This is a genomic window from Bradyrhizobium iriomotense (assembly GCF_030160715.1).
Classification (GTDB): Bacteria; Pseudomonadota; Alphaproteobacteria; order Rhizobiales; family Xanthobacteraceae; genus Bradyrhizobium; species Bradyrhizobium iriomotense.
Genome location: NZ_BSOW01000005.1, coordinates 260,695 through 285,217, shown reverse-complemented (window position 1 = coordinate 285,217; position 24,523 = coordinate 260,695). Strand labels below are relative to the sequence as shown.

The 24,523-nt window shown below is 61.2% G+C and carries 22 protein-coding genes and 1 pseudogene; 13 read left to right on the top strand and 10 right to left on the bottom strand.

All coding sequences use genetic code 11. The annotated features are described in order from the left end of the window. Position 1: 1 nt before the first annotated feature. Positions 2-631, bottom strand: a complete 630-nt coding sequence (locus QQL28_RS09945) for a response regulator transcription factor (RefSeq protein ID WP_284264367.1) — start codon at positions 629-631, stop codon at positions 2-4. Between the two features lie 212 nt (positions 632-843). Here QQL28_RS09945 and QQL28_RS09940 point away from each other — a divergent pair, with 212 nt between their 5' ends. Continuing rightward, positions 844-2,499 (top strand): ATP-binding protein, encoded by a 1,656-nt coding sequence (locus QQL28_RS09940; protein ID WP_284264182.1) that lies wholly within the window; start codon positions 844-846, stop codon positions 2,497-2,499. Here the strand turns inward: QQL28_RS09940 and QQL28_RS09935 are convergent. From QQL28_RS09935 to QQL28_RS09905, 7 genes are all read right to left on the bottom strand, one after another. Then, a complete protein-coding gene (locus tag QQL28_RS09935) occupies positions 2,441-2,749 on the bottom strand; it encodes a UBP-type zinc finger domain-containing protein (protein ID WP_284264366.1) in 309 nt (102 codons plus the stop codon). The genes QQL28_RS09940 and QQL28_RS09935 overlap by 59 nt on opposite strands. 43 nt (positions 2,750-2,792) lie before the next feature. Beyond that, positions 2,793-3,947, bottom strand: a complete 1,155-nt coding sequence (locus QQL28_RS09930; RefSeq protein WP_284264180.1) for an NADH:flavin oxidoreductase/NADH oxidase — start codon at positions 3,945-3,947, stop codon at positions 2,793-2,795. Between the two features lie 80 nt (positions 3,948-4,027). Beyond that, entirely contained in the window at positions 4,028-5,035 is a 1,008-nt protein-coding gene (locus QQL28_RS09925) for a cytochrome d ubiquinol oxidase subunit II (RefSeq protein WP_284264363.1), read from the bottom strand. Next, positions 5,032-6,420: a cytochrome ubiquinol oxidase subunit I gene (locus tag QQL28_RS09920; protein WP_284264177.1), complete on the bottom strand. Its 1,389-nt coding sequence runs from the start codon at positions 6,418-6,420 to the stop codon at positions 5,032-5,034. Before QQL28_RS09920 ends, QQL28_RS09925 begins: the two co-directional genes overlap by 4 nt. Positions 6,421-6,589: 169 nt before the next feature. Further along, the gene (locus QQL28_RS09915; protein ID WP_284264175.1) at positions 6,590-8,227 is read right to left on the bottom strand and encodes an MFS transporter; all 1,638 of its coding nucleotides are present in this window, start codon (positions 8,225-8,227) and stop codon (positions 6,590-6,592) included. Beyond that, positions 8,224-9,348: an HlyD family secretion protein gene (locus QQL28_RS09910; protein ID WP_284264173.1), complete on the bottom strand. Its 1,125-nt coding sequence runs from the start codon at positions 9,346-9,348 to the stop codon at positions 8,224-8,226. Before QQL28_RS09910 ends, QQL28_RS09915 begins: the two co-directional genes overlap by 4 nt. 56 nt (positions 9,349-9,404) lie before the next feature. Continuing rightward, the gene (locus QQL28_RS09905) at positions 9,405-10,031 is read right to left on the bottom strand and encodes a helix-turn-helix domain-containing protein (RefSeq protein ID WP_284264171.1); all 627 of its coding nucleotides are present in this window, start codon (positions 10,029-10,031) and stop codon (positions 9,405-9,407) included. A gap of 229 nt (positions 10,032-10,260) precedes the next feature. On the opposite strand from QQL28_RS09905, the gene QQL28_RS09900 reads away from it, so the two are divergent. The 4 genes from QQL28_RS09900 (at position 10,261) to QQL28_RS09885 (ending at position 14,274) form a co-directional block, all read left to right on the top strand. Beyond that, positions 10,261-10,926: a sensor histidine kinase gene (locus QQL28_RS09900; protein WP_284264165.1), complete on the top strand. Its 666-nt coding sequence runs from the start codon at positions 10,261-10,263 to the stop codon at positions 10,924-10,926. Between the two features lie 114 nt (positions 10,927-11,040). Next, positions 11,041-12,492: an NAD-dependent succinate-semialdehyde dehydrogenase gene (locus tag QQL28_RS09895; RefSeq protein ID WP_431309585.1), complete on the top strand. Its 1,452-nt coding sequence runs from the start codon at positions 11,041-11,043 to the stop codon at positions 12,490-12,492. A 251-nt stretch (positions 12,493-12,743) separates the two neighbouring features. Continuing rightward, entirely contained in the window at positions 12,744-13,502 is a 759-nt protein-coding gene (locus QQL28_RS09890) for an alpha/beta fold hydrolase (protein WP_284264161.1), read from the top strand. Between the two features lie 25 nt (positions 13,503-13,527). Continuing rightward, the gene (locus QQL28_RS09885) at positions 13,528-14,274 is read left to right on the top strand and encodes an alpha/beta fold hydrolase (protein WP_284264160.1); all 747 of its coding nucleotides are present in this window, start codon (positions 13,528-13,530) and stop codon (positions 14,272-14,274) included. A 27-nt stretch (positions 14,275-14,301) separates the two neighbouring features. Here the strand turns inward: QQL28_RS09885 and QQL28_RS09880 are convergent, their stop codons facing one another. Further along, positions 14,302-15,312, bottom strand: a complete 1,011-nt coding sequence (locus QQL28_RS09880) for an aldo/keto reductase (protein WP_284264157.1) — start codon at positions 15,310-15,312, stop codon at positions 14,302-14,304. A 384-nt stretch (positions 15,313-15,696) separates the two neighbouring features. On the opposite strand from QQL28_RS09880, the gene QQL28_RS09875 reads away from it, so the two are divergent. From QQL28_RS09875 to hemA, 7 genes are all read left to right on the top strand, one after another. Further along, a complete protein-coding gene (locus QQL28_RS09875; RefSeq protein WP_284264155.1) occupies positions 15,697-16,521 on the top strand; it encodes a type 1 glutamine amidotransferase domain-containing protein in 825 nt (274 codons plus the stop codon). 55 nt (positions 16,522-16,576) lie between these two features. After that, positions 16,577-16,876, top strand: a complete 300-nt coding sequence (locus QQL28_RS09870; RefSeq protein WP_284264153.1) for a putative quinol monooxygenase — start codon at positions 16,577-16,579, stop codon at positions 16,874-16,876. A 69-nt stretch (positions 16,877-16,945) separates the two neighbouring features. Then, a complete protein-coding gene (locus QQL28_RS09865; RefSeq protein WP_284264151.1) occupies positions 16,946-17,410 on the top strand; it encodes a (2Fe-2S)-binding protein in 465 nt (154 codons plus the stop codon). An 8-nt stretch (positions 17,411-17,418) separates the two neighbouring features. Then, positions 17,419-19,590, top strand: a complete 2,172-nt coding sequence (locus tag QQL28_RS09860) for a xanthine dehydrogenase family protein molybdopterin-binding subunit (protein ID WP_284264149.1) — start codon at positions 17,419-17,421, stop codon at positions 19,588-19,590. 11 nt (positions 19,591-19,601) lie between these two features. Further along, on the top strand, positions 19,602-20,924 hold the full coding sequence (locus tag QQL28_RS09855; RefSeq protein ID WP_284264147.1) for a cytochrome c: 1,323 nt from the start codon (positions 19,602-19,604) through the stop codon (positions 20,922-20,924). 97 nt (positions 20,925-21,021) lie between these two features. Further along, positions 21,022-21,462, top strand: a complete 441-nt coding sequence (locus QQL28_RS09850) for a GlcG/HbpS family heme-binding protein (RefSeq protein ID WP_284264144.1) — start codon at positions 21,022-21,024, stop codon at positions 21,460-21,462. A gap of 107 nt (positions 21,463-21,569) precedes the next feature. Further along, positions 21,570-22,799, top strand: a complete 1,230-nt coding sequence (hemA, locus tag QQL28_RS09845) for a 5-aminolevulinate synthase (RefSeq protein ID WP_284264142.1) — start codon at positions 21,570-21,572, stop codon at positions 22,797-22,799. Positions 22,800-22,827: 28 nt separating this feature from the next. On the opposite strand, the pseudogene QQL28_RS09840 reads toward hemA, so the two are convergent. After that, positions 22,828-22,992: pseudogene (locus QQL28_RS09840) on the bottom strand (helix-turn-helix domain-containing protein); the annotation flags it as partial. 348 nt (positions 22,993-23,340) lie between these two features. On the opposite strand from QQL28_RS09840, the gene QQL28_RS09835 reads away from it, so the two are divergent. Continuing rightward, the gene (locus QQL28_RS09835) at positions 23,341-24,495 is read left to right on the top strand and encodes a sensor histidine kinase (RefSeq protein ID WP_284264140.1); all 1,155 of its coding nucleotides are present in this window, start codon (positions 23,341-23,343) and stop codon (positions 24,493-24,495) included. The last annotated feature ends 28 nt before the right edge of the window (positions 24,496-24,523 follow it).

Here is a 24,523-nt window from a genome sequence, read left to right as displayed (position 1 = left end):
CTCAGTGCGCTCGATTCTTGAGCGTATCCGCCATACGAACTAGATCCGGAAGGGAATGGGCCTCCATTTTGCGCATCACGGCACCCCGGTGCATCTTTATCGTTATTTCGCTTAGACCGAGTTCTCCCGCGATTTGCTTGTTCAGTTTTCCGGATGTGACCAGCAGCATCACTTCGCGCTCGCGCGTGGAAAGGGTGGCGAACCGATTGGCTGCCGCGATAGCCCAGCCCTCGTCGGCTCGACGTGCTCGATCTCGGTTGATTGCCGCCGTGACCGCATCGATCATGTCCTGATCTCGAAACGGCTTGGCAAGGAAGTCGATCGCGCCGGCTTTCATTCCTCGCACAGACATTGGAATATCCCCGTGTCCAGTCATCAGCACCACGGGTAGTCTGACCCCAATTTCCTGGAGCTGCTCCTGGAAGTCCAATCCGTTGATTCCCGGAAGGCGAATGTCGAGAACAATGCAGCCAGCCCCGTCTAGGCGGCTCGCCTTCAGAAATTCCTGCGTATTGCTGTAGCTGCGAACGTTGAGCCCGACCGACCGTAGCAGGCTGTCGAGCATCAGCCGCACGGAATCGTCGTCATCGATGACGTGTACGGTAGGTGTGCCATCAGACGCTTGAGCCATGCGCGTGCCATGCAGTGGCAGATTGAATTCAATACCACGAGTTGCGCCGGGCCGCACTAAACGAAGGTACGGCATCGCCAACAAAGGACCATACCAAGGTGTGGGTCATAGAGACCCTTGCAATGTTGGCCTGCGCCAAGACCACCGTCATACTCCCCGCCACCACGGCCAGGTGTTCTGATGCTCTGCTCGCAAAGCAAGGAGAAACTTCGATGAACACGCATCTCGGAGTGCTCGCCGCAGACCAGCCGAATTCAGCCGCAATCGATCGGGAAGGGCGCAAGTTTCTGGCCTCCGCAGCAGCAGCCGGGCCGGCGAGCGGCGTCGATCCCTTAGTGGCTGAAGGCGCTGCCTCACGCGCGGCCGGGGCGATGTCGGAGGAGTACTACGAATTCGCGGGCCTTCGATTGTGCCCCAAAAGGCGGACTTTGCTGCGTGGGAGCGAGCGCGTCGCGATTGGCGGGCGGGCACTCGACCTGCTGTCCTTGCTGGTGTCTCAGGCCGGGAACGTCGTGAGCTTTGGCGATCTGATGCGTCTGGTGTGGCCGAATGTTACGGTCGAGGAAGCGAATGTCCGCGTGCAGATGAACATCCTCAGAAAGATCCTGTCGCAATGGGAAGAGGCGAGCCGCGCTATCAATACGGTACCGAACCGCGGCTATTGTTTCGTTCTGCCTGTACGCTATCACCCAAATCTGGTCGTGCCGGCCGGCCCCGGAGCCCAGAGACATCCGGAACTTCCCATCCTCGCCAACACCATAGTGGGACGAGACGATGCAATTCAGATCATTGAAGATGCACTGGACCAAAATCGCCTAGTGACCATCACCGGGCCGGGCGGTATCGGCAAGACAACCGTTGCGATCGCAACGGCGAAGCGCTACGCCGAGAAGTGCCGGGGTGAGATGAGGTTCGTTGATTTCTCGAATGTCACTGACGGCGCGGGAGCGGCGCAGGTCCTCTCGGAAGCCCTGCACCTTACGACGGAACGCGATGCCTTGGCGTCATTGTGCGAGCATCTTCGAGTCGATGGGACCCTGTTGATACTGGATACATGCGAGCACATCGTGGAGCCAGTCGCGGTGCTTGCGGAGAGGCTGTTAAGTCATTGCTCAAATCTCAAACTGCTCGTAACCAGTCGAGAAGCGTTGCGCGCAACGGGGGAATGGATCCACAGCCTGCCATCGCTCACGTTTCCGGCGGCGGGAGAGGAGATCGAGGAGAAGGATCTCACGAAGTTTTCGGCAGTGACCTTATTCATCGATCGTGTTCGATCATCAACGCGCTTCGAGCCATGCCGGCGAGATCTGCCGAAAATCGCCGAAATATGTCGGAGGCTTGACGGAATACCGCTTGCGCTCGAGTTTGCTGCCGCTCGAGTCGCGGAACTGGGGCTCCGCGAGATTGCTGCTCGTCTCGACGATTGCTTTTCCATCCTCACGAGAGGCCGCCGCACCGCCTTGCCGAGGCATCGCACTCTGGCTGCCGCGTTTGATTGGAGCTATGGTCTTCTCTCGGATGAGGAGCAGCTCATGCTGGTTCGCCTTGCTGCGCTCCGTGGCTCGTTCACGGCCGAGCGCGCCATCGCAAGCTGCTCGGATAGAGCGTGCAGGCGCCCGTCCGAGGTGTTCTACGGCCTCTTGGACAAGTCGTTTCTTGCCGTCGAAACGGCAAGCGAAGCGCCGATGTTTCGCTTGCTCGAGACCACGAGAGCCTACGCAGCGAGCGTCGTATGTTCGCCGCAGCGTCCGGGCCGCGTAGCGATAGGTGGTAAAACGACGCCAAGGCGCGGCGAGGGGCGATCTCAACTCATGATACGAAGCGCGGAATCGGACCGAGCTGCGGAGTCGGATGGTCGAGCTCGATGAATGTCGCGTCGAGATAGCACCAGCCCCAACCCTCCGGTGGATCGTAACCTTCGATGATGGGGTGCTCGGTCAGCTCAAAATGCTTGGTGGCGTGTTTTCCGGGCGACTGGTCGCAACAACCGACGTGCCCGCAGGAACGGCAGATGCGCAGGTGCACCCACCAGCTTCCGGTTTTCAAGCATTCCTCGCAGCCTCGTGCGCTTGGCGTAACGGTTCGGATGAGGTTTTGATGAGAACAGGGAACGGACACCAGGCGCCTCCATGCTGCGAATTGGCGGTTTGCGCGAGCAAGCTCACGATAGCTTTCGATCGGCAAGAGCAGGGCGCTCGGATCGCTTTGGGCTGCCCGCGACCAGGAGATCCTTGAACCGCCGAGGCTGCGACCGAAGATACTGGTTTGGTGCCTGGACCTGGGCGCCTAGTTCGGCCGCAGCGTGCCAGGGCCACCGAGGATCATAAAGGATCGTGCGTGCCAGCGCGACCAAATCGGCATCCCGGGTGGCCACAATTGCCTCGGCTTGATCAAAGCCAGTGATCAGTCCGACCGCGACGACCGGAATCCGCACGTTCGTCTTGACAGCGCGAGCGAGGGGCACCTGATAGCTTGGTCCCACTGGAATCTTCTGACCGGGGTGGAGACCGCCGCTTGAAATATGAAGGGCGTCGCAGCCGGCACGTTCCAGCATCGCAGCGAAGGCGCAGGTCTGCTCGATGTCCCAACCGCCGTCGACCCAGTCGGTGCCGGAGACGCGTACGGTGACCGGCCCGTCGGGGACCGCCTGACGCACGGCCTCGAATACTTCAAGCGGAAACCTCATGCGATTTTCCGACGATCCGCCATACCGGTCGTCACGCTGATTGGAGAGTGGCGACAGGAATTGATGCAGAAGGTAGCCGTGGGCGCAGTGAAGCTGGATCAGGTCGACACCAATACGCCGGGCGCGTTTCGCCGATGCCACGAAGGCATCGCGGACGTCTCGAAGTCCATCGCGATCGAGCATCCGCGGCGCGATCTGGCCTTCGGCATAGGGTATCGCTGAAGGTGCATCCGTCTGCCAGCCACCTGGCGCGCCAGGTGCGATCTGGGCTCCTCCGACCCAGGGCACGTTCGTGGACGCTTTGCGGCCTGCGTGGTTCAATTGAATGCCGATGGGAATACCCGACCAGCGTCGAATGCGATCGAGCGTAGAGCTCATCGCCATTTCCGTCTTGTCGTCATATAGGCCGACATCCGCCCATGTGATGCGACCATCCGGGAGTACCGCCGTAGCCTCGATCGTGAGCAGGGCGGCGCCAGAGAGCGAAAGGTGCCCCAAGTGAATCAGGTGCCAGTCGTTCATGCAGCCATTCTCTGCCGAATATTGGCACATCGGCGCGATGACGATCCGGTTCGACAATTCGAGCGAGCCGACCCGAATGGGTTCAAAGATGGCAGGCCGATGCGTCATTGCGATCTTCCTCCGTGGTGCCATCGTCTCGCGTCAGAACCGTCGGGCCGGGTCGCTGCGACGGGTCCGTGTTCGTTCGTTCACGACGCGCCAATCTTTCCTCGGAACGTCCAATAGCTGAAACCAACATAGGCCAGGATGATCGGAACAATTCCAGCGATTGCGAAAAACGAGATGGCTTGAGTTCGCGGTTCGGATGCTGCATCCCAAATGTTCATCACCCCTGGAATGGCGTACGGCCAGACACTCGCGCCAAGCCCGCCCAACGAGGCGAGAAACAGCAGAATCGCGCAAAGAAATGGTACCCAATCACGCGGTCCGGACAATGAACGCAGGGCGCCAGCCCAGGCTGCTGCGGCAACGAGGGGAAGCGGCGCGAGCGACAACAGGTGCGGGATCGTGAACCAACGATCGGCGATCGCAGGAACGCTCAACGGAGTCCAGAGGCTGATCAATGCGATTGCGGCGCCCGTGAGAAAAAGCGTTACGAGGGCGAGCTTGCGGCTGGAGGTCTGCGTCGTTCCTTCGGTCTTCCATATCAACCAGCACGCGCCGAGCAGTCCATAACCGGCTGCGAGTCCGAGGCCCGTCGCGACCGAAAACGGCGTGATCCAGTCAAACGGACCGCCGGCAAAGTGGCCGTCGGCGACTTGAATTGTCCCGCCGACGAATGATCCCAGGATGGCGCCCTGGCAGAAGGCTGCGACCGCAGATCCGCCTGTGAAGGTCGTCGTCCATATGACACTCAACGGGCCGCCCTGGGATCGGAAGCCGAACGAAACGCCTCGCAAAACGAGCCCAAACAGCATCAAGGCGAGGGGCACGTAGTACGCCGGGATGAGAATAGCGAAGGCCCCGGGAAAGGCGGTCCATAGCACCATCGCGCCGAGCACGAGCCAGGTCTCGTTGCCATCCCAGTTGGGTGCCAAAGTCCGGATCATGATGTCGCGGTCAGTTGGATGCGATGCGAACGGCAAGAGGATCCCGACACCGAGGTCGAAACCGTCCAGGATGACATACAGCGCTATGACGAAGGCCGCGGATACTGCAAACACCACCGGCAGATCGAGATTGCCCAAGGTGCTCATTTGATTGCTTCCCTTGCTGCCATTGCTGCGTGGATGGCACCCAGTGGGCGGCCAACGGGAATTGTTGGCGTCTCGACTTCGAACCCGCGCCATACCAGTCGGCCGCCATAGAAGAAGAAGCCCAGCAGCAGGAGATTGTAGAGCACCAGCGCGACTGCGAGCGATCCGAAAACAGCCCCGCCGGCGATCGGGGAGACGGCGTCTGCGGTCCGCAGTTGCCCGTAGACGACGTAAGGTTGCCGTCCCACCTCCGTCACCGTCCAGCCCGCGAGTGTCGCGATAAAGCCAAGCGGCGTGCCAGCCAGGCACGCGTAGAGATACCAACGGGTGTCGAACAGTTTTTGGCGCCAGCGAAGATAGAGGGACAGTAGCGCAAGGCCGAGCAACGCCATTGCGCAGCCAACCATGATCCGGAAGGCGAAGAATACGGGAATGACGGGCGGCCGTTCGCTCGCGGGCACTTCCTTCAGGCCCTTGACTTCGCCACGGAGCGAATGCGTGAGAATGATGCTTCCCAGCCAGGGGATTTCGACGGCGTAGTCGTTGCGCTCCGCCTTCTCGTCCGGCCAGGCGATGGCCGTCAGCGGCACCGCTCTCGCCGTCTCCCATCGCGCTTCGATGGCTGCGAGTTTCATGGGTTGGAATTTTCGGGTGTTGAGCCCGTGTTGATCGCCAACGAAGATTTGCAGCGGTACCAATATCGTCGCCAGCCAAAGGCAGAGCGAGAATGCCGCGCGGGCGGGCGCCTGCTCCTTCGTTCTGCCGCGCAGGAGCCAGAACGCGGACACGCCGACAACGACGAAGATTCCGGTGATGAAGCTGGCCAGAAGCATATGTGCGAGCCGGTATGGCATCGAAGGATTGAAAACCACGCCCCAGAAATCCGTAGTGACGAACCGGCCATCGCCGGTCGTCGTGAAATCCATCGGCGTCTGCATCCAGGAGTTCGCCGCGATGATCCAGAAAGCCGAGATGACCGTGCCTGTCGCCACGATCACGGACGCGGCGAAATGGAGCCGTTTCCCGACACGTTTCTCGCCGAACAGCATGATCCCGATGAAGCCGGCTTCCAGGAAAAATGCCGTCAGGACTTCGAGCGTCAGGAGCGGGCTGATGACATCAGCCATGACTCGCGCATAGCGGGACCAGTTCAGTCCGATTTCGTACGAGATGACTACGCCGGTCACGACGCCCATCCCGAACGCGAGAGCAAAGACCTTCGTCCAGAAGGTCGCGAGCTGATGGTATGCGGGCTTTCCGGTCCGGAGCCACAGGGCGTTCAAGGTGACGATGAACCACGCGATCCCGATGGAAAATGCCGGCCACAGGATGTGATAGCCAATCGTGAACGCGAACTGCAGGCGTGAAAGTATCACGGGATCCATCGGCGTACTCCCATCGCGGACACGTGGCAGCTCCCACGAGTTGGAGGGGTTGGCCCGCGCATCCGTCAGTGTGCCGTATCAAGTCCAACAAATATTGTGAAAGCGTGCCCCTATTTGTCCGCGTCGAGCCGGATATTGGTCCGACGGCGGCAGTCGAGCGCGGTTGCTGTCAGACGTGCGTCGCCAGCCTTACACCGCATCGTCGCAGCAGCGCTTTGGCAAGGCCAAATGGAGCGGGCGTAAATGGCCCTGGCGGCGCCCGCGTGATCCAACACACGCAGAATAGGCCGGCGATCGCCAGCCAAAAGCAGAGGGAGAAGCCGTCGATGAATGCGAAGACATTGGCCTCGCGCGCGACTGTTCCCGAAATGACGGAGATCGCTCGTGCCGACGCAACGTCCGCGCCATGATCCGAGAGTTGCCCGGCGAGTGCGGCCAACCGGTGTCCCACCTCGGAGTTGCCCTCTGCAACATGAAGTCCGAGATAGTACGAATGAATCTGTTCGCGGACACGCAGCCAAGTGGTCATCAGGGCCACGCCAACCTCCGCGCCGACCACGCGGATGACCTGGATATACGCCGAGAATGCCGTTGCGCGAGACGAATCCGAGTTTGCGACCAGAGTAAGTATGGTTGGCGTCAAGGTGAAGACCTGGCCCACCGACAGCAGCAGGACGATCGCGCGAAAGTCCGCTGGCGCCCAATCATGGGTCAATTGCATGCCAAGAAGGCCCGCCGCGGCGAAGGTCGATAGTCCGAAGGCGGCAACCCAACGGGCATCGAAGTGACGAAGGATGACGACCGAAAGTGGCGTCAACGTCAATATCGGCAAGGCGCCGTAGGCCAGCAACAGCGATCCATACTGTTCGGGACGCAGCAGCGTGACGGTGCCTAGAAAGCCGGGCACGAGGACCGAATTGGACAGGCTGGTCAGGGTGTAGAAGAGCGCGACCGCAAGGCCGAATCCGATGTTGCGCCTGAACAACACGTCGATGTTGGCCCAGGGGTGACGGGCGTAGACTTCGTTGACAAGGAAGGCAATGAAGAGGGTGCCGCCACCGACGAGCAGACCGACCACGATGCCCGACCCGAGCCAATCGAGCCGGTTGCCCTGATCTAGCCCTGCGTAGAGCATCGATAGCGAGGCGCCGAACAACAACATGCCGCCCCAGTCGGCGTTATGCAAAAGGTCGCGATTGATCCGGCATGGAGGTGTCCCCAAATAGACGAGCAGTGCCATCGGGGGTGCAATCACAACGCCCTGCCAGTATAGCCATTGCCATCCGATGTCGGCGGTAAAGAGCCCGACGGCGGCCAGGCCGACATCCTGGGTCAGCCCGACGCGCACGGCATAAAGGGCGATTGCCCAGAGCCACCACTTCGTCGGCAGGTGCCGGAAGATGATCATGAACGTCGCCGGCACAAACGTGCCCAGCAACAGCCCATAGACGATGCTCAATGCCATCAGCGTTTCGTAGTTCTTGGCGAACGGGATGGCATAGGAGACGACGGCAAACAGCATGCTGGGGACCGCAAGGATGCGTCGCAGTCCAAAGGTTGTGACGAGCCAGACGACCGCCGGGGCGACGAAGATCTGCGATCCGACAGAGGCCGTGTAGAGCCACGCTCCCTCGTCGAAGCTGAGCGAGAACGCGCCGCGCAGATCCGAGATACCGTAGCCGATCAATCGCGTGTCGTAATTGGTGAAGATAGAGCCAAGAACCACGGCGGCGACCGCGAACAGCGGTTGCGGGGCGATGCCCCCGAGCGAAATGGGCCCACGCCGATCATCGTCGCTACTCATCATCCGCCGCCGCCGACATGAATACGGGTGACGACCGACATGCCCGGCAACAGCTGAGCCAGCAGCGGCTGATCCTTGTCGAAGGCGATCCGCACCGGAATTCGCTGGACGACCTTTGTAAAATTACCGGTAGCGTTGTCCGGTGGCAGCAGCGCGAACTGAGAGCCGGACGCTGGCGATATCCGCTCGACATGTCCACGCAGGGTCTGGTCCGGGAAACTGTCAACTGCGATATCGACCAGCTGACCAGAACGGATACGTGTAAGCTGCGTTTCCTTGTAGTTCGCGATCACGTAGACGTTTGGAAGCGGCACGATATTGATGAAGTTCCGTCCGACAGTGACGTAATCGCCGAGCTGAACTTGACGCTCGCTAACCACGCCATCAAACGGCGCAAGAATGCGCGTGTAGCCCAATTTCAGGCTCGCTGCAGCTAGGGTCGCTCTGGCCCCGTCAACGTCCGCGGCACGCTGCTTTTTCGTCCCCTGGAGCACCTCGAGCTGGTGGCGCTGCTCGGCGACAGCCGCGCGACCGCCGCGCGCGTCGGCCTGTGCCTTGCTGTAGGCGGCGGTTGCCTGCTCGAGGCGTTGTCGCGTGCCGGCGTCAGTCTGGGACAGGGCGTTCTGCCTTTCCTGCTCCTCTCGCGCCTCGATCTCAATGGCTTCTGTCGATCGGAGCGTCGCTTCGGCCTGCGCGATCACTGCATATTGACGCTCGATCTGATCGCCCAGAATGTCCAGCGCCGCCCGCGTTGCCGCCAGGGTGGCGTTCGCCAGATCCACTTGATCCTGGTAGTCGGCGGGATCAATCTGAATGAGCAGCTCACCCGCTTTGACCGACTGGAAATCGTCGACGGCGACGGATGAGATCTGACCGGAAATCCGCGTACTCAACCGAGTGACGTCCGCACTCACATAGGCGTCATCAGTCGATTGGACGGCGGCTTGGCCGGTCCAACTGTTCCAGCGGTTCGCCGCCAAGGTGATGAGCGCGATAGCCGCCAATAGAACGAGGGAGGGCAGCAGGAACCGCAGGCAGGACCGTAGGGTCGAAATGACGCGATGATCGCGAAGCAGCCCCGGCGTGGCCTCGCGCATCAACACGTCTTTTGAGTCGACAGGCATTGCCCCTCACCGGTCAGTCGGTTCGATGCGCGCGAGCTCCCCGCGGACTTGCCAGGCTATGGCCGCGCGTGGAGCAAGGGCGGTTGAACGCCCGCGGAAGTGGCCTGCTTGAATGCTCGCCGCCATGCGTGTGGATTGCGTCCCACCGTGCGGCGAAACAGGCGGCACAGAGCGGATTGATCGACCAGGCCGCAGGCGACCGCGATTTGACTCAGCGGCTCGTCGGTCGTGAGCATCAACTCCTGGGCGCGTATGGTTCGCCTCGCCATCAAATAAGAGTGAGGCGGTTGACCAAAGCTCTTCTTGAATGCTCGGGAAAAGTAGCTGGGGCTGAGATTGACCACGCGTGCAAGATCGGCTGTTGTCAGCGAGACGCTCAGATTGGTTTCGATGTGGTCTTTCAGACGGCGCTCTTGCCAAGGTGCCAGCCGACCCGTTCCTGCGGACGGAACATCCGCGTTTTTGTCCAGCGTTGCGCGCAAAATGTCCATCACGCAGTCGATGAGCTGCCTGGCGCGGGCTTGATCGGAGACGACAACGGCATCCGCGCTCCGAAGCAGCTCTATCATCGTATGCGCCGAAGCAAGAGAAGACGGTTCGGCCGGCGTATCGTCGCTCATTTTGCCGACAACATGCGCCGGCATCGCCTCTGCGCCGTGGGACAGATTGTAAGAGCCATCCATGGTTCACCCGGTAGGAAGTTGGCGCTGGAACCATGCGCGACGGCCATGCCAAGCGAAAGTTAAAGGTTGTAAAAAGAGAAAGGCGGCTCTTGCCGGGCTTGCCTTCGATTTTACAGCACAAACGGGAAAGTCTCGCCGGTGCTGATCTATGCAGGCGGCGCCGGGCGGCTAGGATCCACTTCGCGGAGAAAAGTTCGCAGATGGAGTCCGAGAGCCAGGAGCACGTAAAATGAGAAATGTGTTCGAGTTCGCGGAACCGGGCAAGGGCACACCGGTTTCGGACGTCGAAGACCACGTCCTGCTGAAGGAAATGTCGCACCGTATCAAGAACGAATACGCCTGCGTCATCAATACAATCTGGTTACGAGCACAGAAATCGCAGAGCCGTGAAGTCAGGAATGCGTTGTCCGACGTGGCAGCGCTCCTGATGCAGTTGTCGGATGTCCATCGGGCGCTGACGTTTCCCGATGGTCGGCACCCGATTGAGGTCTGCGCCTATCTCCAGAGGCTGTGTGGTGCGGTGAGTGCTGCGCGGCTCAGGGATCGCAACATAAAGCTGCTACTGGTCGAATCCGAGCCGCAATTTCTTTCGGCCGAAACTTGCTGGAGGCTCGGGCTCGCCGTCTCGGAGCTCATTACAAATTCGTGCCGGCACGCATTTAGCCGGGTCGGCGGCATTATCCGGATCGAATTGTCGAAAGACGGTCCAATGGTGACATGCTGCGTTTGCGACAATGGTCGAAATCAAGGCAAACGGCCGATGGGCCAGGGGTTGAGGCTCATGCAATCCCTCGTGCAAAGCGTCGGAGGTACGCTCGATTATGGCTTCGGAGAACGCGGCGCAATCACTCTGATCTCGATGCCCAACAGCGGAGCCCTCGACGGCCTCCACTGATAAGTCGCCGTTTGGTAAGGCCGGCTGCGCTTTGCAAAGCGTCACCTTTACCTCTCTTTACTTGCTCATCGACGAGGCGCTGGCAATTGTTGGCGAAGCGAGAAGTCCCACTCAATGGCAGGAGGGCGAGAGATGGCAGAAGCAAGAGCATTTGCAGAGGCCACACCGAATCTCTTTCAGACGGTCAATCCGACGACCGGTGAGAAAGGGACCGCCTATCAAGGGCACGGCGTGGACCAAGCATTGTCGATTGCTGCCGATGTTCATCGTTCGCAAGCCGCGTGGCGCCGGATGGGAGTCAAGGAGCGCGCTCCTTTGATGAAGAACGCCGCCAAGGTCATTCGCGACAACAGCTCGCGATACGCCAAGCTCATGACGGAGGAAATGGGCAAGCCGGTTACCGACGGCCTCGCCGAGCTCGAGAAATGTGCCTCGTGTTGCGAGTATTTTGCCGAGGCGTCGGAAGGGTTTCTGAAGCCGAAACCTCTCGATGTGAGCATTGGTTATGCGGGACCCGGCGCGCCGCCCAAAGCGTTTGCGACGTTCAACCCCCTCGGCGTCATCCTTGCGGTCATGCCGTGGAATTTTCCCTTTTGGCAGGTCATCCGGTTCGCTGCGCCGCATCTGATGGCCGGGAACGGTGGTGTCTTGAAGCATGCGTCCAACGTGCCGGGATGCGCGTTGGCTCTGGAGGAAATCTTTGGGCTGGCGGGGTTCCCAGTCGACCTCTTTCGAACGGTGCTCCTGTCGTCGAAGGATTTGAGGCCGCTGATCGAAGACCCGCACATCGCCGCGGTCACGTTGACCGGCAGCGTTGCCGCCGGGAAGTCTGTTGCCGCAATCGCGGGCGCAGTCATGAAGAAGGGCGTTTACGAGCTCGGCGGTTCGGACGGTTATATCGTGCTTGAGGATGCCGATCCGGTCGCAGCCGCCAGGATCTGCGCGCGCGGGCGCATGGTGAACGGCGGCCAGAGCTGCATCGCTGCCAAGCGCTTTGTCGTGGTCGAGAGCGTAAGGCAGGCTTTCGAGGGCGCGTTGGTCGAGGAGATGAAGCGCTTCGAGATGGGAGATCCCAACGATCCGAAAACCCTTCTGGGGCCGATGGAAAGCGTGCATTCGCGGGATCAGATCGCAAGTCAGGTCAAGCAAAGCCTCAGAAATGGCGCTCAATTGCTGTTGGGCGGCGAGGCCCCGAAACGTGCCGGTGCATGGTTTCCGGCGACGATCCTGTCGAACGTGTTGCCAGGCCAGGCGGCGCATGACGAAGAACTGTTCGGGCCCGTCGCTGCGGTGATATCCGCCAAAGACGAGCAGGACGCGATCCGTATCGTGAATGCGAGCGAGTTCGGCTTGGGATCGGCGGTGATAACCGCTGATACCGCGCGGGGCGAGCGCATCGCGGCCGAGGAGTTGGATGCGGGAGCAGCTTTCGTCAATCAGAACGTTCGGTCCGACCCTCGATTGCCATTCGGCGGGGTCAAGAACAGTGGTTACGGGAGGGAGGTGTCGGAGTTCGGCATCCGGGAGTTTTGCAACATCAAGACGGTCTTCATCGAGAAGCTGTAGGAGCTCCGGAATTCAGTCGGCGCGCCCCGGAGCCCGACGCACAGACGCACCGCTCTGACGAGGACGAACGTGAAGATCTTCATTGTTGGCATTTCTGGAGAGACCGGGTTCAGGCTTGCGCCCCTGCTCAAGGGCCGCGGTGATGCGGTCGCGAGTTGATGGCTGTGCGGCTGCCCGTAGCGTTCGATTACCTCGTGTCGATTGTGAAGACGGCAATACCAAGATCCCTAGCAAATGAAAGGAATGTAGCCATGAAATCGTACAAAAGCATCATGGGCTTGAGCCTCCTGACCGCGATGGTTGCGATCGGCCAGCCGGCGTTGGCTGCCGAACCGAAAGCCAAGACCGCAGTCCTCGTCCATGGCGCATTCGCGGACGGGTCGAGCTGGGAGAAAGTCATTCCGTATCTCGAGAAGGCCGGGCTCAAGGTCGTTGCAGTCCAGAACCCGCTCGACTCGCTGGACAACGACGTTGCCGCGACCAAGAGGGCAATCCGGAACGCGGAAGGTCCCGTTGTCCTCGTCGGCCATTCGTGGGCTGGTGCCGTCATCACCGAGGCAGGCAACGACGATAAGGTCAAATCGCTCGTGTATGTGGCGGCGTACGCGCCGGATAAGGGCGAGTCGGTGAAGAGTGCCACTTCGAAATACCCGGATCCGGAGAGCCTGAAAACATTCGTCAAGGACCCGGACGGCTATCTCACGATCAGCGAGGAGGGTATCAAGAAATATTTCGCGGCCGACCTTTCACCCAAGGAGCAGGCCGTCGTAGCGGCGACGCAGGGACCCTTCCACATCCGGACCCTTGCCGCTCCGATCAGCCAGGCCGCGTGGCGGGAGAAGCCGACCTTCATGGTCGTCGCGACGAAAGATGCGATCATTCCGCCGCAAATGGAGCGTGACCAGGTGAAGGCGGCCAAGGCGACGGCAGTCGAGGTGCCCTCGAGCCACGTGGCGATGCTGGCGTTCCCGAAAGAAGTCGCCGAGCTGATCATCAAGGCGGCGGAGTAACGCTGCCGCAAGAGACGGTGCTGGCATGCACGACCGCCACTTTGGTCGGCATGCCTTGGAACAACGGTCAACAAAGAGGAGCAGCATCATGGCAATCAGAACCATCGTTCTTGTGCATGGCGCCTTTGCCGACGGTTCTTGCTGGGCAAAGGTCATTCCGTTGCTTACGAAGCGCGGGCTGAAGGCAATCGCCGTTCAAAATCCTCTCAGCTCCCTGGCGGACGATGTTACAGCGGCTCACCGGGTCATCGGCATGCAGGAAGGTCTGGTTCTCCTGGTCGGTCACTCCTGGGGTGGCGCCGTCATTACGGAAGCCGGCAACCATCCTCAGGTGAAGGGTCTCGTCTATGTCGCGGCTGGCGCGCCGGATAGCGGTCAGTCTTTCGCAGACTGGTGGAAGGACTATACGCCCGCGCCGGGCGCGACCGAAATCAAGCAATATGGCGAGGGCTATGTGGCGTTGACCCCCGAGGGGGTCCGCAAGCACTTCGTGCAGGACATCCCGTCGGACGAGGCCGATATCGTGTATGCGACGCAAGGTCCGCTGGCAGTGAAGTGCTTCGGCGACAAGATCACGGCAGCGGCATGGCGCTCCAAACCAAACTGGTACATCGTCGCAGCGCAAGACCAGACCATTCCTCCCGCTGTCGAACGCGATTCCGCCAAGCGAATGAATGCCGAGACTCTCGTGCTGGAAAGCTCGCATGTGCCGATGCTTTCTCAGCCCGATGCCGTTGCGGAATTCATCGCAAAGGCGGCGTCGTCTCTCTAGACTCAAGAGTATCGGCGAGCCTCGGGACTAAATCGGCAGAGGCGCCTCTGCGGCCACAAGCCCTCTCTTTCGCAACTCGTGCCAAAATTCGGCGGGGATCTTGGTCTTGAGCGCCGCGTGATCCTCGAGGATGCGCCCGGGTTTGCTGGCTCCGGGAATGACAGCGGCTGAAGCCGGGTGCGCCAGAGAGAAGTGCAGCGCCGCGGCCTTGATGGCTATGTTGTATTCCACGCAGAGAGCTGAGATCCTCTCCACCTTGGCGGCAATCACCGGTGGCACCGCCCCGTATTCGAAGTGACGCCCGCCTGCGAGCACACCGGAGCTGTAGGGGCCGCCGATCACGATATCGACTTTCCTGCGCTGTGCGGCGGGCATCAGTCGCTGGAGTGCCATCTCGTGATCGAGGAGCGTGTACCGGCCCGCGAGCAAGGTGCCGTCCGGATCCGCCTCGGCGAGCCCGAGAAGAAGCTCCACAGGTTCGACCTTGTTGACGCCGAGGCCCCAGCCTTTGATCACGCCCTCGTCGCGTAGTTTCGACAGTGCCCGGAAAGCCCCTGTTCGAGCGGTTTCAAACATTGCGAGCCAGCGGTCGCCATAAAAGTCCTGGGCGATATCGTGGACCCACACGAAGTCGATATGGTCGACCCTCATGCGCCTTAGGCTGTCCTCGATCGATTTCATGGTGCCATCGGCCGAATAATCGGGGACGATCTTGTTCGGTCGGCCATGTTTGAAGATCTCGCCCTTCTCGCCGTGGTCGCGGCCGCTCGGATCTTCGACTTCGTCGAGGATCAGCCGGCCGACCTTTGAGCTGAGAACATAGTCGCTGCGAGGTCGCTTCGAGAGTGCTTTGCCAAGGCGGATTTCCGCGAGCCCGGCTCCATAGAAAGGAGCGGTATCGAAAAAGCGCGTGCCCGCGTCCCAGGCCGCATCGACCGTCGCAAGCGCCTCATCCTCGGGAATGTCCCGATACATGTTGCCGAGCGGCGCCGTGCCAAACCCGAGTGGTCCTGCCAGTAGTGCTTCCCTGATCTTCATGCGAACCTCCGGTGCGATGATGTTGGAGCGTTGCCGATGTAGCGCGGAATCACGCGCGTCTATCTCCTGACGGCAAGAGCGCCACATCCTGAGTGTAGGGTGCGGATTCGCGGTTGACGAATAGCGATTTGTAAATCGAGGAAAATCGCTCGTCGCGAACGCTGCGCGAGGCCTTGACGTGGAGTGCTGATGGGACACTCGCGCTGTCCGACGTTTTACATCTCTTTACGGGCGTCTATTCCCGCTTCCGACTATGTGTGGCGGCGACAATGGTGACCGCGTGGTCGAGCTCATCCGCAACCGGGCATCGGCCGGCGGCGGGTCTTTAGCCCCTCGGCGTGGAGCTGTTGCGGCACATCCAGCAATGAACGGAAGGCGTATATCATGAGCAAGGCAAAGGTGCTTGTCGTCGGATCGAACGCGACCCAGATCGAAGTCCAGGGTGGCAAATGGGGGCCGACTGGAAACTATCTCAATGAGACCGTCGTTCCGATCATGGGGCTGATCGGAGCCGGCTACGACGTTCAGCTCGCCACGCCAGACGGCACCAAGCCCCACATGGACAAGGCCTCGGACTCGGCCGTGCACTTTGGCGGCGACACGGCCGCCTATACCCGCGCCAGAGCCTTCTGGACCGATGCTTCGGCGATGAACCAAATTCAGCCCCTGGGCGCGGTGATTGAGAAGGGATTGGACGGTTACGCCGGGGTCTTTGTGCCGGGTGGCCAGGCGCCGGTTGTCGATCTGATGCAGGACCCACAAATGGGGGAGGTCCTTCGCCATTTCCACGATCGTGCAAAACCGACGGCTCTGCTCTGCCATGGCCCGATTGCGCTCGCCTCGGCGATGCCGCGTGCGCGCGAATTCCGCGCGGCCTTGATGGCCGGCGATGAGGCGGGCGCGAAGCAGTTGGCCAAGGGTTGGCCGTATGCGGGCTATCGAATGACGATCTTTTCCGCATCGGAAGAGATATGGGTCGAAAAGGAAATCCTGCACGGGAAGATGTATTTCACCATGCCCCAGGCGCTCAGTGCGGCGGGAGGCGACGTGGTGACGACGAAGGTCGATTTCGAGCCTCATGTGATTGTTGATCGCGAGCTCATCACGGGCCAGAACCCGCGCTCCGATCACTCGGTCGGTGAGGCGCTGGTCAAGGCGCTCGACAGGGCAATCGCTCAACGCCAGCCTGGCGCAGCCGCTTCCGCCTGATCGGCGGAACGGCGGGTGGACCGCGACGATTGAGCCGACCCACGAGGAGAGATCAGTGGCCACTCACATGAAAACAACGGCGCTGCTGAAGGCCCGGCCCGGCAAGACTGGCGAATTGGTTGCCCTGCTACGCGGGTTGGCGAGCGATAGCCGGTCCGAGCCGGGCAACCTTCGATGGGATCTTTGGCAGGATCAGCATGACGAGACGACGTTCATCATCGACGAGCTCTATAAGGATGCCGATTCGGTAGAGGCCCATCGGGCAACGCCGCACTTCCGGAACTATGCATCCCGGATCAACGAGCTCGCGACCCGGACGGCGGTTACGTCGCATCCTGTGGACGTCGTCTCATAAGGCTGGCGAAAACCCGTGTCGCGCATCCACGTCGCTCTGAGCTGACCCGAGCAGATTGCAGGAGTTCATATGGCAACGACACTGAATATCAACGGTCAGGAAAGGTCCTTCGAAGCGCCTCACGAAATGCCCTTGCTGTGGGTATTGCGCGACATTCTCGGGTTCACCGGCACGAAATTCGGCTGTGGCATGGCGCAGTGTGGCGCCTGTACGGTGCATGTCGATGGCAAGCCGGTGCGCTCTTGTGTGCTTCCCGTCGGAAACCTTCAAAGCCGCAGCATAACCACCATCGAGGGCATTGCCGCGACGCCGGTCGGGGCCAGGGTGCAGAAGGCATGGCTCGATCTCGAGGTCGTGCAATGCGGCTATTGCCAGTCCGGTCAGGTCATGTCGGCAGCGGCGCTGCTTGTGTCGACGCCGGATCCTGACGACTCCGATATCGACGCAGCTATGGCGGGCAACATCTGCCGCTGCGGTACTTATGTGCGCATCCGGGCTGCCATCAAGCAGGCGGCGGCCGCTCAGAAGGCGTAGGTGATGTCATGACTGTCGTGGCCGAATTGCCGGGTATCTCCCGTCGCCGCATTCTCGGCGGCGCATTGGCAACGGGCTTTGTGTTCGCCTTCCATCTTCCGGTCGGCGCCGCCGGGCCCGTGCAGAAGGATTCAGCCGGAGAGAGGTTTGCGCCGAACGCCTATATCCGGATCGACGGAGCCGGTCAGGTTACCCTGGTGATGCCGCAGGTGGAAATGGGACAAGGCATCTACACGGCCGTTGCCACGCTCCTTGCCGAAGAACTCGACGCTGACCTGGCCAAGGTCGCACTCGAGCACGCACCGCCGAATGAACAGCTCTATGCCAATCCGTTGCTGGGCGTTCAGGCCACCGGCGGATCGACCTCGGTTCGCGCATTCTGGACCCCGTTGCGGCAAGCGGGCGCCACTGCGCGGGCAATGCTTATCAAGGCCGCCGCCGAGCAGTGGCAAGTCACGCCGGGGAGTTGCAGCACGACCCAGGGCACGGTGGCTCACAATGAAAGCGGCCGCAAGCTTGGCTATGGCGAGCTTGTGGAGGCTGCCGGGAAGGTGTCGCCGCCGCGCGACGTTGCGTTGAAGGATCCCAAGGACTTCGTCCTGATCGGAAAGCCGTTGAAGCGGCTCGATACACCGGACAAGGTCAACGGCAAGGTGATCTACGGCATCGACACCATGATGGCCGACCTGAAGTTTGCGACACTGGCGCAATGCCCGGTTTTTGGCGGCAAAGTCGCTAAGATCGACGACGAGGCCGCAAGGAAGATCTCCGGTGTGCGGCAGATCATAGCGTTGGACGACCTCGTGGCCGTTGTCGGGGATCATATGTGGGCCGCGAAGTGCGGGCTCGATGCAATTGAGATCACCTGGGACGAGGGCAAGAACGCCAAAGTCAGTTCCAAGGACATCTGGGACCATCTTCGCGCGGCGAGCGAAGGCGCGGGCGTCGTCGCAAAATCCGTCGGGGATGTCGCCAAGGTGCTCAATTTCGGCGAGACGTATGATGCGTCGTACGAAATGCCGTTCCTTGCGCACGCGACGATGGAGCCCTTGAACTGCACCGTCCATGTTACGCCGAATTCGTGCGATGTCTGGGTGGGAACGCAGATCATTGCACGCGCGCAGTCGGTCGCGGCAAAAGTAGCCGGCCTTCCGGAAGACAAGGTGACGATCCACCAGCATCTTCTGGGTGGCGGGTTCGGACGCAGGCTCGAGGTCGACATGATCGCCGCCGCCGTGCGGATTGGCAGCATGGTCGAAGGGCCTGTCAAGATCGTCTGGACGCGCGAAGAGGACATACAACATGACATCTATCGTCCGATCTATCGCGACAGCATTTCGGCGAGGTTGTCCGGCGACAAGGTGATCGCCCTCAAGTACCGCGTGGCTGGCTCGTCGGTGATCGCGCGTTGGTTGCCGCCCGCTTTCACGAAAGGCATCGATATCGACGCCGTCGATAGCGCCGTCGACATGCCCTACGACATTCCGAATTTTCAGGTGGACTATATCCGTGTCGAGCCACCCGCCGTTCCGACCGGCTTTTGGCGCGGCGTCGGTCCGAACAACAATGTATTCGCCATCGAATGTTTCATCGACGAGCTGGCACGCAAAGCGAACAAGGATCCGATTGCGTTTCGACGTGACATGCTCGGGAAGACGCCGCGGATCCGGCACGTGCTGGATCTCGCGGCGGAGAAATCGAACTGGGGCCAGCCCTTGCCGCCGCGCGTCGGCCGCGGCGTCAGCGTGCAACCGACTTTCAATAGTTCGATCGCCACCGTCGTCGAAGCGGAAGTTGACGCCGGCGGCGACGTCTACCTTCGTCGGGTGACGCTCGCCGTGGATTGCGGCTTTACCGTCAATCCGGACACCGTCGTTGCGCAGGTCGAGGGCGGCATGATCTTCGGTCTGACCGCTGCGTTGTATGGCGAAATCACGTTGGAGAAGGGCCGCATCCAGCAGTCGAATTTCCATGACTATCGCATGCTGCGCATCGACCAGGTCCCGAAGATCGATGTCCACCTCGTGAAAAGCGGAGAGGCGCCGGGCGGGATCGGTGAGGCCAGCGTGGTTGGAGGCCCTCCTGCGTTGCGTAACGCCATCTATGCGGCGACGGGCATTGCATTGCGCCGGCTTCCGATCGACCGGCAGTTGATCGCGGAGAAGAAGTCGTGGTTGTGAGAGCCGTGGTTGTGAGATCCGTGATCGGGGCCGCCATTGCCGGCGCCGTCGTTGCGCTGGGCGCGGTTTGGTACGTACGCGGGCCCGGTCCTTTGGCGTTTACCGGTGGCAAGAATGTCGCAGTGGCGGACTACAAGGAAGGCGATCCGACGGGTGTGCCTGCCGACATGAGGCAGGCCAGCCTCCTCGAACGCGGTAAATATCTTGCGGAGGCGGCGGACTGCGTGGTCTGTCATACGGCGCCAGGCGGCAGGAAATACGCGGGTGGCTTTGCGTTCAAGCTTCCGTTCGGAACCATGTACTCGACCAACATCACGCCCGATTCGGAAACGGGCATCGGAAAGTACACCGACCAGGAGTTCCTGGATGCGATGCATCGGGGCGTCCGCCGCGATGGCGCGCGACTTTATCCGGCAATGCCCTACACGTCCTACACGTTTGTCACTGACGCCGACGCGCTTGCGATCAAGGCCTACCTCTTCAGCCTGGTGCCGGTGCGCGCCGTGCCGCCGGCGAACAGCTTGATGTTTCCGTTCAACCAGCGCTGGGCCATGGCGTTCTGGTCGGTGGTGTTCAATCCCGATACGCGCTTCCGGCCCGATACTTCGCAGAGCCTGAAATGGAATCGCGGTGCCTACCTGGCCGAAGCGCTGGCGCATTGCGGCGAATGCCACACGCCGCGTAACATCGGCTTTGCGCTAGATAACCGGAAGAAATTCGCCGGCGCTCCGGTGGCAGGCTGGCATGCGTCTGACATCTCTTCCGATAGGACCACCGGCCTCGGCGGCTGGACCGATGATGACATCGCTTCTTATCTTTCGGTCGGACATGTGTCAGGTCGCGGCACTGCGTCGGGACCGATGGGCGAGGCCGTCGATCACTCCTTCAGCAAGATGACGAAGACCGATATCGATGCGATGGTCACTTTCCTGCGCAGCGTTCCCCCTGCTACGTCATCCGGTCCTTCCTTGAAGTCGGCGCCTGCGCCTCTGTCTCACACGGACGGCGCGACCGCGAGCCTGCTCGGCAAGAAGGTCTTCGAGGGCGCTTGCGTGAGCTGCCATGGCTGGAGCGGCGAGAGCGCGGTCTCCAAGTTTGCGACGCTGACCGGGAGTTCCGCCGTCAACGACCCAAGCGCTGTGAACGTGGTGCAGATCGTTATCAGCGGTACGAGACGCCTGACGCCGAGTAGCGCGCTGTCGATGCCGTCTTTCGGTCACGCGTTCTCCGACGATGAGATCGCCGCGGTCGTCAACTACGTCACCGCCCGCTTCGGAGCCAAGGGCTCGTCGCTCACGGCGCGCGATATTGCCGACCTGCGGGCACAGAACTAGGCCCGGGTCGTCAGCGCGTCGAAACTCGGCCTCGCAATCCTTGCCTCGGGCAATACCGGCCGAAGGATCGCGCCGGCCGAATACATAGGATCCTGTCATGCCGCGCTCATACGAATGCCTGACGCTTGAAGATGCGAAGCAAATGCTGTCTGCCGCGGAAGCCAAGGCAGAGAGCCTTGGCATCGCCTACAACATGGCCGTGGTTGATTCCGGCGGTCATCTCCTGGCGTTCCTGCGCCAGGACGGCGCGCTGATCGGGAGTATTGATCTTGCGATCGATAAGGCGGTGACAGCGCGACTATTCGACAAGGCAACGTCGGACCTTGCGCAACTCGCGCAGTCGGGAAGGCCGCTGTTCGGCATCCAGGAGAGCAACGCCGGCAAGGTCGTGATCTTCGGTGGAGGAATTCCTGTCGTGGTTGATGGGCATGTTGTCGGCGCCGTGGGCGCAAGCGCAGGCACCGTCGAGCAGGACGTTGCGGTTGCCGAGGCGGCGATATCGGCGCTTGGCAACGGAGGCCGATCATCGAGGCGATAGCCTCGAACGCCAATGGCGGCTTCTTATCCTCCTGAGACGGTCGTTGGAGGCTCCTGGATCGCCGAAGTCCCAAAGGTTGAGCACAAACCGAACGGAGGGTTTGCCCAATGACCTACGATCATTTCTTTTCCGCAGCGCTTGCGCGCCTGCGCGAGGAACGGCGCTACCGCGTGTTTGCCGATCTGGAACGGATCGCCGGGCGCTTCCCGCACGCGATATGGTATGCCCCGGACGGCCCGCGCCCGGTCGTGATCTGGTGCTCGAACGACTACCTTGGCATGGGCCAGCATCCGAAGGTGATCGGCGCCATGGTCGAAACGGCCGCTCGCATGGGCACCGGCGCGGGCGGCACCCGAAACATCTCCGGCACCAACCATCCGCTGGTCGAGCTCGAGCGTGAGCTCGCCGACCTGCACGGCAAGGACGCGGCGCTGGTCTTCACCTCGGGCTACGTGTCCAACGAGACCGGCATCGCGACCATCGCAAGGCTCCTGCCGGATTGCTTGATCCTGTCCGACGCCTGGAACCACAATTCCATGATCGAGGGTGTGCGGCGTGCCGGCGTGGAAAGAAGAAGATGGCTCCACAACGACGTCAGCCATCTCGAAGAATTACTTGCGGCGGAGCCGCCTGAGCGACCGAAGCTGGTCGTGTTCGAGTCGATCTACTCGATGGACGGTGATGTCGCGCCGGTGAAGCGTATCTGCGATCTCGCGGAGCGCTATGGTGCGATGACCTACATCGACGAGGTCCATTCGGCCGGTATGTACGGACCGGGCGGGGCCGGCATCGCCGCGCGTGAAGGCGTCCTGCATCGCATAGACGTGGTCGAGGGTACCTTGGCGAAGGCGTTCGGCTGCCTTGGCGGCTACATTGCGGCGAGTGCCGACATCATCGATGCGGTGCGCTCTTACGCGCCGGGATTCATTTTCACCACTGCGTTGCCGCCCGCGGTCTGCGCCGCCGCTACTGCAGCGGTCCGGCACCTCAAGACGTCGCAATGGGAGCGCGATCGCCATCAGGAGCGCGCGGCGCGGGTCAAGTCCGTGCTCGACGCTGCTGGCCTGCCCGTCATGCCCAGCGAGACGCACATCGTCCCGGTGATGGTAGCAGATCCGGAGAAGTGCAAGAAGGCGAGCGACTTGCTTCTCAACGAACACGGCATCTATGTCCAGCCAATCAACTATCCGACCGTGCCACGCGGCACCGAACGGCTGCGCATCACGCCGACGCCCTGCCATGATGATGTCCTGATCGACGCGCTCGCTGAAGCGCTGGTCGATGTATGGGGCCGCCTTGGCTTGCCGCTGCGACACCACGCGCTCGCGGCAGAGTGACAGGCACCGCGTTGAGTGTTGTAAATTGGCCAAGTGCTTCGCGGCGCCATACTCCCGGACTGACACCAACAAGTCCCGAAAACACGCGTGTAAAATGGCTTTGATTGGCAAACCCGGCCGATATCGCGATCTCGACCAACGGCAGGTCTCGGACGGTCATCAATTGCTTGGCCGCCCTGCCCCTGCTGAGAAGCTTGGGGCCGGGCCCGACACCTAGTATCACCAGCACAAGACACGGTAGCGTCGTGTGCACCTGATTTCCTTGATTTCGCTCTAGAATTTCGGGTCGGAGTAGGAAGTTCCTCCCCCGCTACTATGCCCCCGAGCCGAGTCGTCAACCTCAATATGGTGGTCGAGAAGCTCACGTATACACAAGTATAGTCGCCACAAGACATATTCCTGATCGATCATGGCGAGGCTGGGCTTGCCGGCGGTGCGTTGTCAGAGCCCGCCCGGCCATCTGCGACGCCAGGAGGGACACTCCTGTTACTCGCGTCGGAAGCGAAACGATTTGATCCATCGCTATTCAGCAAGGTCGACCATGCAAGATGGGGTTCAACTATCGTCGGTCGGTACATTCGAGCGAAAGTGCCCCGAGGCGGCGCTGCGTGAGAGCGAAGAGCGCTTTCGCACCTTGGTGCAATTCTCCTTCGACGTGTACTGGGAAACTGACGCGCAACATCGCTTCATCCGCCAGGAGTTCTCGGAGGCGATTCCCGCGCCGCCGGTCTCCGAGATTGGCAAGACGCGGTGGGAGGTGCCTTACCTGGAGCCTGATGCAGAGGGTTGGCGCAAGCACCGCGAGACGCTGGATGCCCACCTTCCGTTCCGTGATTTCGAGCTCGCCAGGCCAACGCCCGACGGCGGCAGGCGTTACGTGTCCAGTTCGGGGCTGCCCATCTTTGACGAGACAGGGCGCTTCATGGGCTACCGCGGAGTCGGGCGCCACATCACGGAGCGCAGGCGCGCCGAACAGGCGCTGCGCGAGATGCAGGCGGAACTGACACACGCCAATCGCGCGGCAGCAATGGGACAGGTTACGGCTTCGGTCACACACGAGCTGAGCCAACCGATGACCGCGGTGCTTTGCAACGCCGAAGCGGCATTGAATTGGCTGGGATCGCAATCTCCGAACGTCGAGCAGGCCCGGCGAGCGCTCGCATCCATTGTCGCGGACGCCAGGCGAGGCGGTGAAATCATCGGTTGGATCCGTTCCCTGATCAAGAGAGCTCCGGCGCGGAAAGAGGGCGTCGATGTCAATGGCGCCATCCTGGACGTCATCACCATTGCCCGCAGCGAACTGCTCAGGCATCGGGTCTTGCTCCAAACAGATCTCGCTTCGGATTTGCCGCTTGTCGATGGCTATCGCGTCCAGCTGCAACAAGTCGTTCTCAATCTGATCCTCAATGCGATCGAAGCCATGAATAGCCTCGACGCGCGGGAACGGGAGCTGTGGATCAGCACGGCCGCAGACGGGTCAAATGGGGTCGTTGTTGCCGTGCGGGACAACGGTCCCGGATTTGATGCGGCAATGGTCGACCGCCTGTTCGAGCCGTTCTACACGACCAAGGCGGGAGGGATCGGCATGGGCCTGTCTATCTGCCAATCCATCATCGAAGCGCACGGAGGACGACTTTGGGCCGGTGCGAACCAACCCCGGGGCGCCGTATTTCGGTTCAATCTGCGTCGGGAATAGGGGTGATCCGAAGCCCTCGTTGTCTGGA